Annotated in this window: 17 protein-coding genes; 14 read left to right on the top strand and 3 right to left on the bottom strand. The window is 62.0% G+C overall.

Annotation, left to right across the window (positions count from 1 at the left end):
* Nucleotides 1-36 precede the first annotated feature (36 nt).
* From rpoN to ptsP, 7 genes are all read left to right on the top strand, one after another.
* The gene (gene rpoN / locus KP003_RS15825; RefSeq protein WP_216499981.1) at nucleotides 37-1,584 is read left to right on the top strand and encodes an RNA polymerase factor sigma-54; all 1,548 of its coding nucleotides are present in this window, start codon (nucleotides 37-39) and stop codon (nucleotides 1,582-1,584) included.
* A 60-nt stretch (nucleotides 1,585-1,644) separates the two neighbouring features.
* Nucleotides 1,645-2,193 (top strand): ribosome hibernation-promoting factor, HPF/YfiA family, encoded by a 549-nt coding sequence (hpf, locus tag KP003_RS15820; RefSeq protein WP_183349769.1) that lies wholly within the window; start codon nucleotides 1,645-1,647, stop codon nucleotides 2,191-2,193.
* A 150-nt stretch (nucleotides 2,194-2,343) separates the two neighbouring features.
* Entirely contained in the window at nucleotides 2,344-3,294 is a 951-nt protein-coding gene (gene hprK, locus KP003_RS15815; protein ID WP_216499982.1) for an HPr(Ser) kinase/phosphatase, read from the top strand.
* 1 nt (nucleotide 3,295) lies between these two features.
* On the top strand, nucleotides 3,296-4,159 hold the full coding sequence (rapZ, locus tag KP003_RS15810) for an RNase adapter RapZ (RefSeq protein ID WP_216499983.1): 864 nt from the start codon (nucleotides 3,296-3,298) through the stop codon (nucleotides 4,157-4,159).
* Entirely contained in the window at nucleotides 4,156-4,551 is a 396-nt protein-coding gene (locus KP003_RS15805; RefSeq protein ID WP_216499984.1) for a PTS sugar transporter subunit IIA, read from the top strand. The genes rapZ and KP003_RS15805 overlap by 4 nt, the downstream gene beginning before the upstream one ends.
* A gap of 56 nt (nucleotides 4,552-4,607) precedes the next feature.
* The gene (locus tag KP003_RS15800) at nucleotides 4,608-4,874 is read left to right on the top strand and encodes an HPr family phosphocarrier protein (protein ID WP_216499985.1); all 267 of its coding nucleotides are present in this window, start codon (nucleotides 4,608-4,610) and stop codon (nucleotides 4,872-4,874) included.
* Nucleotides 4,855-6,615, top strand: a complete 1,761-nt coding sequence (gene ptsP, locus KP003_RS15795) for a phosphoenolpyruvate--protein phosphotransferase (RefSeq protein ID WP_216499986.1) — start codon at nucleotides 4,855-4,857, stop codon at nucleotides 6,613-6,615. The genes KP003_RS15800 and ptsP overlap by 20 nt, the downstream gene beginning before the upstream one ends.
* 2 nt (nucleotides 6,616-6,617) lie before the next feature.
* Here the strand turns inward: ptsP and KP003_RS15790 are convergent, their stop codons facing one another.
* On the bottom strand, nucleotides 6,618-7,391 hold the full coding sequence (locus tag KP003_RS15790; RefSeq protein ID WP_216499987.1) for a phosphorylase family protein: 774 nt from the start codon (nucleotides 7,389-7,391) through the stop codon (nucleotides 6,618-6,620).
* A gap of 157 nt (nucleotides 7,392-7,548) precedes the next feature.
* Between KP003_RS15790 and hpnJ the strand changes: the two genes are divergently transcribed.
* From hpnJ to KP003_RS15770, 4 genes are all read left to right on the top strand, one after another.
* Nucleotides 7,549-8,970 (top strand): hopanoid biosynthesis associated radical SAM protein HpnJ, encoded by a 1,422-nt coding sequence (hpnJ, locus tag KP003_RS15785; protein WP_216499988.1) that lies wholly within the window; start codon nucleotides 7,549-7,551, stop codon nucleotides 8,968-8,970.
* A 43-nt stretch (nucleotides 8,971-9,013) separates the two neighbouring features.
* A complete protein-coding gene (gene hpnK, locus KP003_RS15780) occupies nucleotides 9,014-9,880 on the top strand; it encodes a hopanoid biosynthesis-associated protein HpnK (RefSeq protein ID WP_216499989.1) in 867 nt (288 codons plus the stop codon).
* Entirely contained in the window at nucleotides 9,873-10,253 is a 381-nt protein-coding gene (locus KP003_RS15775; RefSeq protein WP_216499990.1) for an EamA family transporter, read from the top strand. The genes hpnK and KP003_RS15775 overlap by 8 nt, the downstream gene beginning before the upstream one ends.
* Nucleotides 10,254-10,420: 167 nt before the next feature.
* Nucleotides 10,421-11,176, top strand: coding sequence for a DUF3108 domain-containing protein (locus KP003_RS15770; RefSeq protein WP_216499991.1), 756 nt, complete (start codon nucleotides 10,421-10,423; stop codon nucleotides 11,174-11,176).
* Nucleotides 11,177-11,324: 148 nt separating this feature from the next.
* On the opposite strand, the gene asnS is transcribed toward KP003_RS15770, so the two are convergent.
* Entirely contained in the window at nucleotides 11,325-12,710 is a 1,386-nt protein-coding gene (asnS, locus tag KP003_RS15765; RefSeq protein ID WP_217299883.1) for an asparagine--tRNA ligase, read from the bottom strand.
* Nucleotides 12,711-12,819: 109 nt separating this feature from the next.
* On the opposite strand from asnS, the gene KP003_RS15760 reads away from it, so the two are divergent.
* Nucleotides 12,820-13,203: a S41 family peptidase gene (locus KP003_RS15760; protein ID WP_216499993.1), complete on the top strand. Its 384-nt coding sequence runs from the start codon at nucleotides 12,820-12,822 to the stop codon at nucleotides 13,201-13,203.
* A gap of 2 nt (nucleotides 13,204-13,205) precedes the next feature.
* On the top strand, nucleotides 13,206-13,574 hold the full coding sequence (locus KP003_RS15755; RefSeq protein WP_217299882.1) for a glutaredoxin domain-containing protein: 369 nt from the start codon (nucleotides 13,206-13,208) through the stop codon (nucleotides 13,572-13,574).
* A 181-nt stretch (nucleotides 13,575-13,755) separates the two neighbouring features.
* On the opposite strand, the gene KP003_RS15750 is transcribed toward KP003_RS15755, so the two are convergent.
* Entirely contained in the window at nucleotides 13,756-14,733 is a 978-nt protein-coding gene (locus KP003_RS15750) for an HD domain-containing phosphohydrolase (RefSeq protein WP_216499995.1), read from the bottom strand.
* Nucleotides 14,734-14,984: 251 nt separating this feature from the next.
* Here KP003_RS15750 and KP003_RS15745 point away from each other — a divergent pair, with 251 nt between their 5' ends.
* The gene (locus KP003_RS15745; protein WP_216499996.1) at nucleotides 14,985-15,167 is read left to right on the top strand and encodes a MerR family transcriptional regulator; all 183 of its coding nucleotides are present in this window, start codon (nucleotides 14,985-14,987) and stop codon (nucleotides 15,165-15,167) included.
* Nucleotides 15,168-15,211 lie beyond the last annotated feature (44 nt).

The following is a 15,211-nucleotide window of genomic DNA, read 5'->3' as shown; positions in this document are numbered from 1 at the left end:
AAGGTTTATTCGGTTTTCAAGGGTTTGTGAGGACTTATGGCAATTGAGATGCGCCAGCAGATGAAAATGAGTCAGCAACTGGTGATGACCCCCCAGTTGCAGCAGGCCATCAAGCTGCTTCAGCTCTCCCGGCTGGAGCTGCAGGACGTAGTGCGGCAGGAACTCGAGGAGAACCCGATCCTGGACGAGGTGATTGAACAGGAGGAGATCCGCGAGCCCGAACAGCTCGAACTGCGCGAAAAGGAAGCCGAGCCGGAAAGTTCCGCCAGCGACTTCCAGGAAGTCCGTGCCGGTGAAGAGACCCGCGAGGCCGACTGGGACTCCTACATAGACGGCTACAACTACAGTTCCGGCGAGCAGTACTACGACGACGAGGACCGCCCCTCCTTTGAAAATCTCCTCACCAAGAAATCCACCCTCTTCGACCACCTGCTCTGGCAGCTGAGCCTGACCCGTCTCACCGACCGGGAGATGGCGGTGGGTGCCGAGATCATCGGCAACATCGACGAGGACGGCTATCTGCGTGCGAGCCTCGAGGATATCGCCTCGGCCTGCGTCCAGGTGAGCCCCTTCAGCGAAGAGGCCCTGGAGTGGTCGGGACTTTCCGCCGGCGCCCCCGAGGAGCAGTTGACCGAAGCGGCCGACGGCTTCGCCGAGAGTGTGCTGACCCCACTGGTGGAGGGGGTTCTGAAGCGGATCCAGGAATTTGACCCGGTGGGGGTGGGTGCGCGCGACCTGCGCGAGTGCCTGCTGATCCAGGTGGCGAGCCTGGGGATGTCGGGAAGCCTGGTCGAGGCGCTGCTGCGCGACCACCTGAAGGACCTGGAGAGCCACAAGTACAAGCAGGCGGCCAAGGTGCTCGGCGTGGACGTGAACGACATCCTGGCGGCGACCCGTATCATCGCCGAGCTCGATCCCAAGCCGGGGCGGATTTTCGGCAGCGACGACGTGCAGTACATCTCCGCGGACATCTTCGTGCACAAGGTGGGGGACGAGTACGTGGTCATGCTCAACGACGAGGGTATGCCCAACCTGAGGATCAACCCGATCTACGCCCCCGACACCAAGAGCACCCGCCAGGTGGACAAGGTGGCCGAGGACTACATCGGCGAGAAGATGCGCTCCGCCATCTGGCTCATCAAGAGCATCCAGCAGCGCCAGCGCACCATCTTCAAGGTGGCCAAGAGCATCGTCAAGTTCCAGCGCGACTTCCTGGACCGCGGCATCGAGTACCTGCGCCCGCTGGTTTTGCGCGACATCGCCGAGGACATCGGCATGCACGAATCCACCATCAGCCGCGTCACCACCAACAAGTACATGCAGACCCCCCAGGGGCTCTTCGAGCTGAAGTACTTCTTCAACTCGGGGATCTCCACCGGCGAGGGGGATTTCATTGCCTCCGAGAGCGTCAAGAGCAAGATCAAGGAGCTGGTGGACAACGAGGATCCTAAGCGCCCCTACTCGGACCAGCGCCTGGCGGAGCTCCTTTCCGACCACAACATCGTGATCGCCCGGCGCACCGTTACCAAGTACCGTGAGATGCTCCGCATCGGCTCGTCCTCGGAGCGCAAGAAGCATTTCTAACGCGGACCCCGCCCCGGGCGGTCACTTCGCGTGTATTGACAATAAAGGGAGGTACTTCGTATGCAGATAACCACGACTTTCAGGCACATGGAACCGAGCGAAGCGCTGAAGAGCTACGCAGAGGAGAAGCTGGACCGGGTTAAGAAATATATAGACGAGCCGATTGTCGTCCAGGTATTTTTGACCGTTGAGAAGATCCGTCACATGGCCGAGGTGACCATCAACGCCAAGGGGATCACCATCAAGGCCGCGGAAGAGACCAACGACATGTACGCCTCCATCGATGCTGTATCCGACAAGATCGAGCGCCAGCTGCGCCGCTTCAAGGAGCGTATCAAGGCCCACAAACCGGCTTCCGACGCGCGCGAGCGCCAGGTGCAGAAGGCGATCGTGCAGGCCCAGGGGATCGAAGAAGGGACCCAGGCCCCGGTCATCATCAAGACCAAGAGCTTCACCATGAAACCGATGTCCGTCGAAGAGGCGGTGATGCAGATGGAACTTTTGCACAAGGACTTCCTGGTCTACACCGAGTCCTCCACCGAGACCATCAACGTGGTGTATCGCAGGAAAGACGGCAACTACGGCCTGATCTCCCCGGAGAACCCGTAGCGCTCTTTTTGAACTGAAAGAACGGTCCGGAGCGTAAGACTCCGGGTCGAGGAGCGGATGGGAGGCGTCCCCGTGGCGCCTCCCATCGTGATAACGGCCCCTTCTGGGGCTGTTCGCGTGCACGGGGGAAAGGTCGAAGCATTGACAAGCATGAGCCTCAGCATCAAGGATCTGTTGGAAGACAAGGCTTACGGCCTCGACCTCCAGCTTCTGTGCGGTGACGAGGGCCTTAGCAATCGGCTCTACAGCTCCCGCATCCAAAAGCCGGGCCTGGCCCTCACCGGCTACACGGAGCACCTGCATCCGGACCGGGTCCAGGTACTTGGCAACACCGAGATCTCCTACCTGAGCCAGATCCCCGAAGAGGTCGGCTCCCGGCACATCGAGAAGCTCTGCAGCTATCCTATCGCCTGCTTCATCGTCACCAAGGGGCTGGACCCCCCCGAGTTCCTGAAGCGTTCCGCCCAGGCCGCCGGCATCCCGCTGCTGGTGACCCACCACCAGTCCTCCACCTTCATCAGCCTGATCACCAAGTTCCTCGAAGAGAGCCTGCTCCCCTCCACCCACATCCACGGCGTGCTGGTCGACGTCCTGGGGGTGGGCGTGCTGCTTTTGGGCAAGAGCGGCATCGGCAAGAGCGAGTGCGCCCTGGACCTGGTGATCCGCGGGCACCGGCTGGTGGCCGACGACGTGATCCACATAAAGAAGAAGATGCCGGCAGCCCTCGTGGGGCAGGCGGGGGAGACCATCCAGTACCACATGGAGATCCGCGGGCTTGGGATCATCAACATCAAGGACCTGTACGGGGTCTCCTCGATCCGCGAGAAGAAGATCATCGACATGGTGCTGGAACTCATGGAGTGGGACGCGAACCAGGAGTACGAGCGGCTGGGTATCGACGAGCCGGTGAAGACCATCCTGGGTGTCGACCTGCCGCACCTGAAGATCCCGGTCCGTCCGGGCCGGAACCTGACCTCCATCATCGAGGTCGCCGCGAGGAACTTCCTCTTGAAGGGGATGGGGTACCACTCGGCCCGCGAGTTCCACGAGAAGCTCCTGGCCCGCCTGGAGTTCCGCCCCCTGGGCAACGAGGTGGAATAGCATGCGCATCGTCATCATAACCGGCCTCTCCGGATCGGGGAAATCGACGGCGGTGAAGGCGCTGGAGGACGAGGGGTTCTTCTGCCTGGATAACCTCCCGGTCTCCCTGGTGAGCACTTTCATCGAGCTTGTGGAGCACTCCCGCGAGGACATCAAGGACGTGGCACTGGTGATGGACATCAGGAGCCGCGACTTCATCAAGGGGTACGACCAGGTCTTCCAGTCCATCGCCTCGGCCGGGCACAGCGTCAAGATCTTCTACTTCGACGCCACCGACGAGGTCCTGATCCGGCGCTTCTCCGAGACCCGCCGCCGCCACCCGGCGCTGGAGGGGGCGAGCGTCCCCGAGGGGATCCGCTTCGAGCGCGACCAGCTGGCTGGGCTGCGGCGCATCGCCACCGCGATCATCGACACCTCGGAGATGAACGTGCACCGCCTGAAGGAGGTGGTGATCGGGCTGGTCAAGGGGGGCGAGGGGGCCCTGGAGATGCAGGTGAACCTGCAGTCCTTCGGCTTCCGCTACGGGCTCCCCCTGGAGAGCGACCTGGTCATGGACGTGCGCTTTCTCCCCAACCCGTACTTCGTGGCCGAGCTGCGCCCCTATTCCGGCCTGGAGCCGGGGGTGCGTGACTACGTTTTGAAGCAGAAGGAAACCATGGTGTTCCTGGAACGTTTCCGGGACATGCTGGAGTTCCTGCTGCCCGGGTACCGGAGGGAGGGGAAGTCCTACCTCTCCGTTTCCATCGGCTGCACCGGCGGCAGGCACCGCTCGGTGGCCATCGCAGAAGAGCTGTACCACTACTTCCGGCAACGGAACGTGAACATTAAAATTTCTCACAGAGATATAGAGAAGGGGCTGGGATGATAGGACTGCTTTTGGTAGCACACGCCGGCGTGGCCAGTGAGCTTTTGACCGCGGCGGAGATGATAGTGGGGAAATTGGAACTCGCCGAGGCGGTGGGGATCGCGCACGACGCGTCCGCTGCCGACGTCATGGCCGCCATCAAGGACGCGGTGTCCCGGGTCTCCGGCGACGGGGCCATCATCATGACCGACATGTTCGGCGGCACCCCCTCCAACATGAGCATCTCGTTTTTGCAGGAAGGGAAGGTCGAGGTGCTGACCGGGGTCAACCTCCCGATGCTGATCCGTTTCACCCAGGAGCGCAACCGCTGCAGCGTCAGTGAACTGGCCCTGAAGCTCAAGGAGAGCGCCCAGGAGGGTATCACGGTAGCCGGGGATTTCCTGAAGAAGTAAAGACAGAGGAGGATTCGCCCGCCGCGGTCCTTGCCGCGGACAGGGGGGTGCACGATATGATAGAAGGCCAATTCGTAATACCGAACAAGCTGGGGCTGCACGCCAGGGCCAGCGCGCTCTTGGTGAAGACCTCGAGCGGTTTCTCCTCCGAGATCAGAATCGAGCGGGAGGGGATCGAGGTGAACGGCAAAAGCATCATGGGGATCATGATGCTGGCCGCCGCCAAGGGGAGCACCATCACCCTCAAGGTCGAGGGGGCGGACGAGGTCGAGGCCTACGCCGCCATCGGGGAGCTGATCCGGAATGGATTCGGAGAAGAGTGAGTCGAGACAGCTGAAGGGGATCGGTGCCTCTTCCGGGATCGCCATCGGGCAGGTGCGCATCACCGACCGGCGCCGCGTCGCGGTCACCGAGGTGCTGGTGGCCAACGAGGAGATCCCGGGGGAACTCGATCGCTTCACGAGGGCCATCGAGCGGGCCAAGGGGGAGCTCTACGACCTGAAGGAGCAGTTGTCCAGCACCCACGGCCCCGAGCACCTCTGCGTCATCGACGCCCACCTCATGCTGCTGGACGACACCATGCTGGTCGGCGAGACCACGCAGTACATCGAACGGCTTGGGATCAACGCCGAGGGGGCCTTGAAAAGGACCCTCGGGCGCTTCAAGGCCTTCTTCGAAGGCGTGGACGACGAGTACCTGCGCGAGCGCGGCGGCGACGTGGAGACCGTGGTCGAACGCGTGCTGAGGCACATGGTGGGGCAAAAGCTGGAGCCCCTCGACAACATCGAGGGAAAGGTGATCGTGGTGGCCCACGACCTCTCCCCGGCCGACATCCTGCAGATCGACAAGGCCAAGGTGATGGGCTTCATCACCGACCTGGGGGGGAAGACCTCCCACTCCTCCATCCTGGCCCGGGCCTTCGAGGTTCCCGCGGTGGTGGGGCTGGAGCGGGCGACCGCCGAGGTCAGCGAAGGGGACACCCTGATCATCGACGGCTCCACCGGCGTCGTCATCGTCAACCCGGGGGCGGAGGAGTTCAAGGAGTACCTGCAGAAGAAGCAGCGCTACGAGTACGTGGAGCGGGAACTGCTGAAGCTGCGGGACCTGCCGGCCCAGACCCTGGACGGGCATCGGATGCGTCTCAAGGGGAACGTGGAGTTCATCGAGGAGGTCGCCTCGGTGCACAAGCACGGCGGCGAGGGGATCGGGCTGTACCGCACCGAGATGCTCTTTTTCAACCGCAGCACGCTGCCGGACGAAGAGGAGCAGTTCGAGGCCTACTCGGCGCTGGTGAAGAAAATGGCGCCGCAGCCGGTGACCATCAGGACCCTGGACATCGGCGGTGACAAGTGCCTCACCGACCTCGACCTCTCCGACGAGATGAACCCGGCGCTGGGGGTGCGGGCGATTCGCCTTTCGCTGCGCCAGCCCGAGGCATTCAAGGCCCAGTTGCGGGCCATCCTGAGGGCGAGCGCCTTCGGCGAGGTGAAGCTCTTCTTCCCCATGGTGTCGGGGGTGGCCGAGGTGCGTGCCGCCAAGGCCCTTCTGGAGGAGGTGAAGGAGGAACTGCGCGGGAAGCACCCCTTCGACGAGAAGGTGCAGGTCGGCATCATGATCGAGATCCCTTCCGCCGTGGTCATAGCCGACCTCCTGGCGGCGGAGGTCGACTTCTTCAGCGTCGGCACCAACGACCTGATCCAGTACACGCTGGCCATCGACCGCACCAACGAGCACCTCTCCGCGCTGTTCCAGCCGCTGCACCCGGCGGTGCTCCGCTCGCTGAAGACCATCGTCGATGCCGCCCACGCGGCGGGGATCGACGCCTGCATCTGCGGCGAGATGGCGGGGGACCCGGAGTACCTTCCGATCCTCCTGGGGCTTGGTTACGACGAGTTGTCCATGAACGCGGTCTCCATCCCGCGGGTGAAGAAGATCCTGCGTCGCTGCACCGTGCAGGAGGCGCGCGAGGTGGCCCTGAAGGCCCTGAGCTTTTGCACCGCGGCCGAGGCGGACGCCTACCTGAAGGGGGAGATCGCCGCCCGTTTCTCCGAGAGCTTCGACTAAAGCTAGGTCTGCCGCGTCAGCGCCTGCAGCGCGAGCTCGACGGCCAGCGCCAGCCGCTTCCCCGCCCTGCGTGAGTTCCCCGCCAGCCTGACCAGTTGCGGAATCAGCCAAGGTCTTTTGGAAATGGTCCACGCCACCCGCCACGGGTTGAGGTTCAGGTTGGCGTCGCAGAACTCCTCGATGGTAAAGCCGAGCTCCTCGTCGGCCGCGTCGCTCACACCCCGGACCGACACCAACGGTATCCCCGCAGCCTGTGCCTGTTCGAGTACCGCCGCCGTCTCCATCTCTAGCAGGGGAAGAGCGGTGCTCCCCCCGAGCCGGCTGGCCATCTCGCCCTTGTTCCTGATCCCGCAGGCGGTGATGAACCCACCGCGCCGCAACTGCAGCCCCACCTTGGCGCAGTAGTCCTGGATGAGGGCCGCGAGTGCGGAGTCGGGCTGCGGCAGTTCGCCGATGATGCCCTGGTCCAGACGGAAGACCCTGTCCGCCAGCACAAGTTCGCCGACTTCCAGGCCGGGAAGGACCGCGCCGCCGAAGCCGAAATTGAGGATGGCGTCCGGCTGTGCGTGCCTGATCAGCGCCCTCGTCGCCGCCGCCGCCTGGGCGGGGCCCATCCCCGACTCGATGAGATAGACGCAGCTGCCGTTCACGGGGAACCGGTACAGGTTGCGCCCGTCGATGTTCCCCTTGGCGTAACCCTTTATGCGCGCCAGCACCGGCGCGATCTCCTGGGGCATGGCGGCTACCACACCCAGGTTTCTGTTTTCCTTGGTCATTGCGCTTCTCCCTTTCGACCGGCCACTTTATCAGAGGGGAGCCGCCACCGCAACGCTTTACCGGAGTTGGCCCCGGTTCGCCTTGACAAAAGGGGGGCCGCCGTCTTATAGTCAGGGCTTCTTTTTTTGTGTGACGCTATTAATCTGGAGGGGTTATATGAAGCCGTTGTTTTTGAACCCGCCGACCTTTGAGGATTTTGACGGAGGTGCCGGTGCGCGTTACCAGGCCTCGCGCGAGGTGACCTCCTTCTGGTTCCCCGGCTGGCTCACCTACCCGGCGGGGATGATCGAAGGGTCGCGCGTCGTCGACGCACCCGTGCAGCGTCTGGACCTCGATGCCTGTCTTGAGATAGCCAAAGATTACGACATGGTGGTGATGTACACCTCCACCCCGACGCTGGCCATCGACGTGGAGACCGCGCGCCGGGTCAAGGCGCAGAAACCGGGCACGGTTACGGTGCTCACCGGTCCGCACGTCAGCATCCTCCCCGAGGAAAGCCTCCGTTTCGCTGCCGGCGCGGTCGACATCGTCTGCCGCGGCGAGTTCGACTACTCCACGAAGGAGCTCTGTGAGGGGAAACCGTGGGAAGAGGTGGACGGCATCAGCTTTCTCAGAGAGGGGACGGTAGTCCACACCAAGGACCGCGCCCCCATCGCCGACCTCGACGTCCTCCCCTTCGCCAGCCAGATCTATCAGCGCGACCTTCCCATCGAAGAGTACGTGATCCCGCATTTCAGGCATCCCTACGTTTCCATCTACGCCAGCCGCGGCTGCCCGTCGCGCTGCATCTACTGCCTCTGGCCGCAGACCTTCTCCGGGCGGACCCTGAGAAAGAGAAGTCCGCAGAACGTGTACGAAGAGGTGAAGTGGATCAAGGAGAACCTCCCCTACGTGAAGGACATCTCCTTCGATGACGACACCTTCACCGCGGACAAGCAGCACGCCATCGCCATTGCCAGGCTCATCAAGCCCCTGAACGTCTCCTGGGTGATCAACGCCCGCGCCAACTGCGACTACGAGACCCTGAAGGAGTTGCGTGACGCCGGGATGCACCACGTCGTGGTCGGCTACGAGTCGGGCAACGAGCAGATCCTCAAGAACATCAAGAAGGGGGTCACCAAGGCACAGGCGATCGAGTTCACCAGGAACTGCAAGAAACTCGGCATCACGGTGCACGGCGCCTTCGTGCTGGGGCTTCCCGGCGAGACCCGCGAGACCATCAAGGAAACCATCGCCTACGCCATCGACCTCGACCTCACCTCGATCCAGGTCTCGCTGGCCTCCCCGTACCCCGGCACCGAGTTCTACCAGATGGCCAAGGAGAACGGCTGGATCGCCTCCGACAGCTTCCTCGACGAGACCGGGCACCAGAAGTGCGTCATCAACTACCCCGATCTCACCAACCAGGAGATCTTCGACGCGGTGGAGCTGTTCTACAACAAGTTCTACTTCCGTCCCCGCTACATAGCGCGCAGCATCTTCAGCATGCTGGTCGACTCCCAGGTGCGCCGCAAGCTTCTGAAGGAAGGGGCGCAGTACCTGAGCTACATGAGAAAGCGCAAGCAGGCCGCCTGCTAGTCGCTCCTCCCTCCCCTTCGGGGGGAGGAGTCACCGAGCCGATATGAAAGAGATTATTCTCAACGCCGACGACTTCGGCCTGAGCGCCGGGGCGAACCGCGGCATCATCAAGGCCTGGCAGGAGGGGCTCCTCACCAGCACCTCCCTCATGGTGGGAGGAGACGCCTTCGAGGAGGCGGCGGCCTTTGCGCGCGCGAACCCCGGCCTTCAGGTGGGGCTGCACCTCACCCTGGTGCAGGGGAGCGCGGTCCTGCCGCAGGGGGGATTGCCCGCATTGACGGACGCGGGCGGAGAGTTCACCGACGACCCGGTGCTGGCGGGGATGCGTTATTTCTTTCTGAAGGGACTCAGGAAGAAGCTCCGGCTGGAGATCGATGCGCAACTGGCGAAGTGCCGGGACGCGGGTGTGGAGCTTTCCCACGTCGACGGTCACCTCAACATCCACATGCATCCGGTGGTGTTCGACATCCTCTGCGAGCTGATGCCCGGCTACGGCATCAAGAGCTTTCGCCTCACCAGGGAGAACCTCACGGCGAACCTGGCGCTGGACCGGAAGAGGCTGGCGGGGAAATGTGCCGACGCCTTCATCTTCGCCCGCTTGGCCGACCGCTGCCGTCCCCGGTTGGAACGGCTGGGCATCAGCTACGCAGGTGAGGTGAAGGGACTGTTGAACTCCGGGCAGATGACGGAGGAGTACCTCTTGCGGGTGCTGGACGCGTTGGGAGAGGGAACCACCGAGATCTACTTCCACCCCGGCTGCCACCCCTGTGCGACGCTCAAGCGCCGCATGCCCGACTATCAGCACGAGGCGGAACTGGCGGCACTGACCAGCCCGCGCGTGAGGGAGAAGCTGGCCCGAGCCGGCATCAGACTGAGAAACTACCGCGGAGAGGAAAAGACGTATGTTTAAGACCGTAGTGGTCATGCTGGCGGCGGTCACGGCGGGGACCATAGGGGACCTGCTGCTGGCCAGCGGCATGAAGGAGTTGGGAGACATATCCACCATGAACCTGAGGGGGATCATGAGGGTCGCCGTGCAGGCTCTCACCACGCCGAAGCTGGTGTTCGGCACCGCCATGCTCGCCGTCTTCTTTTTCCTCTGGCTCGCCGTTCTCTCCTGGGAGGACCTGTCGGTGGCCCTGCCGATGCAGGCCTTGAACTACATCCTGGTTGCCTTCCTGTCCCAGTACTTCCTGCACGAGGTGGTGAGCCCGCTGCGCTGGGCGGGGACCGTTCTGGTCGCGGTCGGGGTGATCATGATCACCAAGAGCAGCGGGGCGTAGGGGCGAATAATCATTCGCCCCATCCCCCCCATCCCCTCGCCCTACGACGACTTCTCCCGTCAACTTCCCCGATTCCGACAGTATCGCGCGTGTGAAATGTCTAACATTAGGTAATCCCTAAGCTTTTTCCCTTGAAAAAAAATGTCGCCAGGGGCTAATCTGTGGACATGAAAATTTCAGCCATATTGTCCTTTTTCGCAGTTCTCATAGTCTCCGCTCTCCCCGCCCGCGCGATGAACCCCAACGAAAGGCTGGTCTACGACGTCAGTTGGACCGGGATCAAGGCGGGGGTCACGGTACAGGAGCTCAGCACCAAGGGGAACGAACTTCACATCGTCACCACCACCCGCTCCACGCCGTGGCTGGACACCTTCTTCAGGGTCGAAGACCGGGCCGAGTCCGTGGTCGTGCGCGGCAGTGGCGACCGCTTCGGCTTTCCGAGGTACTTCCGGAACAAGATCAGCGAGGGAAATCACCGCCGCCTCAAGGAGGCGAGGTTCGACCAGCAGAAGCTCAAGGTGGAGTCGAAGGACCTCCTGCACAAGACCCAGCGCGTCGATGACATCAGCGCGACCACCTACGATCCCCTTTCCATCGTCTATTACGTCCGCACCCTCGACCTCGTCCCCGGTCGCTCCCTCTTCGTCGACATCTACGACTGCAAGAAACTCTGGAATACCGAGGTGAAGGTGCTCAAACGGGAGGAGATCGATACGCCGGTGGGACACTTCAAGACCATCGTGGTGCAGCCTCTGATGAAGGCAGACGGGTTCTTCGCGCGCACCGGTGAGGTCAAGGTATGGCTCACCGATGACGCGCTCAAGATACCGGTGATGGTGTCGACCAAGGTGAAGATCGGCAAGATTAAGGCAGTGCTGACCGGCGGGAGCTACTGGCCGCAGGCGGCGCAAAAGGCAGATTAAGACTAAGATTTAGACTAAGATTAAGACTGAGATTAAGACTAAGATTTAGATTGAGAAAACGAAGAGAGGCAAGGCACCCATGGCCCTTGCCTCTCCTTTTTTTTGTTTTGGGTTTCCTCTCAGTCTTAATCTTAATCTCAGTCTGTTCCTAGAACTCCGCGTGCCTCGGCGTCCTGGGGAAGGGGATCACGTCCCTGATGTTCTCCATCCCGGTCAGGTACATGATCAGCCGCTCGAAGCCGAGCCCGAAGCCCGCGTGCGGCGTGGAACCCCAGCGACGGGTGTCGAGGTACCACGAAAGGGCTTCCGACGAGATCCCCGTCTCCAGCATGCGCCGCTCCAGCAGTTCCAGGCGCTCCTCGCGCTGACTCCCGCCGATGATCTCGCCTACCTTCGGGACCAGCAGGTCCATGGCGGCGACGGTCTTGCCGTCATCGTTCTGCCGCATGTAGAAGGCCTTGATCTCCTTTGGGTAATTGAGGATGAAGACGGGACCCCCCACCACCTGTTCGGTCAAGTAGCGCTCGTGCTCGGACTGCAGGTCGAGCCCCCACTCCACGGGGAACTGGAACGATACCGGCGCCTTCTTGAGCCGCTCGATCGCTTCGCCGTAGTCCATCCTGGCGAAGGAGGCCTGCGCCACCGCCTCGATCCTCTGGATCAGCCCCTTGTCTATCTGGGTGTTGAAGAAATTCATGTCTTCGCCGCAGTGGTCCAGCGCGAAGCGGCACAGCCTCTTGAAAAAGGCCTCGGCCAGGTCGGCGTCGTCGGCGAGGTCGGCAAAGGCCATCTCCGGTTCGATCATCCAGAACTCGGCTGCATGGCGTGCCGTGTTGGAGTTTTCGGCCCGGAAGGTCGGCCCGAAGGTGTAGATGTCGGAGAAGGCCTGGGCGAAGAGCTCGCCTTCGAGCTGCCCGCTCACGGTGAGCCCGGTACCGGTGGCGAAGAAGTCCCTGGAAAAGTCGATCTCTCCGTTTACGAGCGGCGGGTGGGCGAGGTCGAGCGTGGTGACCCGGAACAGTTCCCCGGCGCCCTCGCAGTCGTTGGCCGTGATGATCGGGGTGTGCACGTAGAGAAATCCGCGTTCGGCGAAGAAGCGGTGCACCTCCTGGGCCAGGGCCGAGCGCACCCGGAACACCGCACCGAAGGTGTTGCTGCGCACCCTGAGATGGGCGATGGTACGCAGGTACTCGAAGCTGTGCCGCTTCTTCTGCATCGGGTATTCCTGGTCCGCCCCGCCGACCACCTCTATCTGCTGCGCCTTCAGCTCCAGTTTCTGCCCTGCCGCCGGCGACTCCTGCAACAGTCCGGTGACGGCAAGGGCACTGCCGGTGCCGATCCCGGTAACCTCCTCGTAGTTGGGGAGGTCGGGCTCCGCAACCACCTGTATTCCGGAGAGGCACGACCCGTCGTTCAGGGAGATGAAGGTCACCTCCTTGCTGTTTCTGATCGTGCGCGCCCACCCCTTGACGAGAATGGTGTTGCCTGGTTTGCCTTGGTCCAGCGCCTGTTTCACCTTGGTTCTAGCAGTCATGTGAACAACTCCACTGGTGGATTTTAATGCATCACTTATAGCATACAGGGGTGGGCTCGGCAAAAGCATAGTTGACAGCCGGGGTGGCTCTCGTATAACTTCACTGGCCATGATCAAGACCCTTTGCGCCATTTTGCTCTTCGCCCTGTTGCTCCTTCCGGCCCGCAGCCAGGCTGCCGCCGTTTTCGGCGGAGTCGGCATCGACGGGGTCCCCAGGGCAGACGGCACCATCGTGGTGCGGCAATTGGTTGCCGGTGGACCGGCCCATCTGGCCGGGATCAAGGCCGGTGATATCATCACCCAGGTTGACGGCACCCCGACCGCCGGCAGCGACTTCAAGTTCATCGTCGAGCGGCGGTTGCGCGGTCGCGCCGGGACCTCGGTCCTAGTCCTGGTGCACCGTCCCGGCAACCCGAAGACACTGAGTTTCAAACTGGTCCGGCGCCAACTCAAGGTAGCGGGACCCGCCAAAAAAGAAGCAAAGGGGGAGTGAACATGCGCATCCTGCTGACTGCAATCCTGGCCGTATCCCTGCTGGCCCCGGCTGCCGGGGCCGGCGCCGAGCAACTCCCGCAGAGCCCGCTCGGAAGCCGCAGCGTGCAGACCAAATACCCGAAGATCGTGCTTTTCTCCACCTCCTGGTGCCCCCATTGCCGGGCTGCAAAGGAATACTTCACCAGGAACAACATCCCCTTCATCAACAGGGATGTCGAGTTGGACAGTGCCGCCATGGGACTGGTCACCGGCAAGTACAAGAGCCAGGGGGTTCCGGTGATCGTGATAGGGGAGGACGCCAAGGTGCTGAAGGGCTTTGACCAGCCCCGCTTCGAGAAGGCGCTCGACGAGGTACGCAAGAAGAAATAACGGGCTGGATCAGCCGTCGGTAAGGGGGGAGCATCGTCGATGCTCCCTTTTTTTGTTCAATATTTTGGCCGCGGATAACATCTGAGCAAATCGGAGAGAGGCGAACGCTTCAGGGATAACCAAAGCGGCTGTTGCCTTACTCAGAAGTTCTCAGATTTTCTCCGTGGCCAAAGGTTCCGGTTCACATCTCAGTCGGTTCGTCCTCTGCCAGCAGGAAGAACAGGACCTGCACCAGTTTTGGATCGATATTGCAGCCGCTCATCCCCTTCATGGTCCACATGACCTCTTCACGGTTGAACCCCTTGCGGTAGGGGCGGTCCATGGTGAGCGCATCGCAGATGTCCGCCGTCGCGACGATCTGGGCCTCTATGGGGATCTTGCTGCCTTCCAGCCCGTAAGGGTATCCCTTGCCGTCGAAGCGCTCGTGGTGGTAAAGCACGATGTTCTGGACCGTCTTGGAGAGGTTCGCCTTTCTGACCACTTCGCATCCCCACTCAGGGTGCTTCATGACGATCTTGAATTCTTCCGGAGTCAGCGCTCGCTCGGCGTTGAGGATCGCCTCCGGGACGCCGATCTTGCCGCAATCGTGCAGCCAGCTCCCGTACCTGATCTCCTGCTGGACATCCTCCGGGACCCCCAGCTTCGCCGCGAGCCGGAGGGCCAAGGTGGCGACCCGGTCGCAATGTCCCTTTGTACAGGCGTCCTTGAGCTCGATGGTCTGCGCCAGCGAGTGCAGGATGAACTCGTCCTCCCGCTTGATGGCCTGCAGCACGCGGTAGCGGCGGATGCCGTCCTTGACGGCACGCAGCATCTCGGCCTTCTTCCAGGGCTTCAGGACGAAACGAAACACCTCGCCGCTGTTGATGGCGGCCAGCGTCGTGGAAAGGTCGGCGCTGCCGGTCATCATGATCTTGACGGTGTGGGGCGAAATCTCCTTGATGCGCGACAGTAGCTCGATGCCACGCATCCCGGGCATCTCGTTGTCCGAAACGACCACTGCGACCGACTGGTGCTCGACGATCTGCAGCGCCTCCATAGCGGAAGACGCGGTGAGAACCGTGAGTCCCCTGTTCTCGAAGAGCTCGCTGGTGTACGCCAGGTAGCTCTTCTCGTCGTCCACGAATAGCACCGTCTCGCGCTGTAGTTCCTTATTTTGCATGCGCTCTCTCCCAGCTACTCATTAAGTAGCCACGGTCTCCTTATCGGCATAATTCCCGCAAAGAAAAGGGAAAAAATAGCGCTGCCTAAAATCCTAATCGTTTTGAGGTGCTACGCCATGCCCCGGCTTGACATGGTAGGCTTAAGCGGTACCATCCAACGGTGAAACTGTCATTAAAACCGAGGCGGCTGCTCTCTTTTCAACGCAAGCGCCTCAGCTCCGGGTGGGACCGAAGCGAAGGAGGGACGATCATGCTGGTATCCAAGAGCTGGTACACCCTGGCCGAGGCGTGCGAGAAATTCGGCGTGGAGATGGAGCGTCTGCAGGTATGGATCGACGAGGGGGTGATCCGCACCGAGGAGGAGAGCGGCAAGGTGGTGCGGGTAAACGGCGACGATCTGGAACTGAAGATCGATGAGTTGACCGGGATCTAACTGTTTTTTGGTGAGAAAGCGGCCGGCGAGACTCAAGGTCGCCC

Origin of the sequence: Geomonas diazotrophica, from assembly GCF_019063885.1 — a bacterium.
Classification (GTDB): domain Bacteria; phylum Desulfobacterota; class Desulfuromonadia; order Geobacterales; family Geobacteraceae; genus Geomonas; species Geomonas diazotrophica.
The sequence above is the reverse complement of the archived record's forward strand: the minus strand, read 5'-3'. Positions and strand labels throughout refer to the sequence as shown.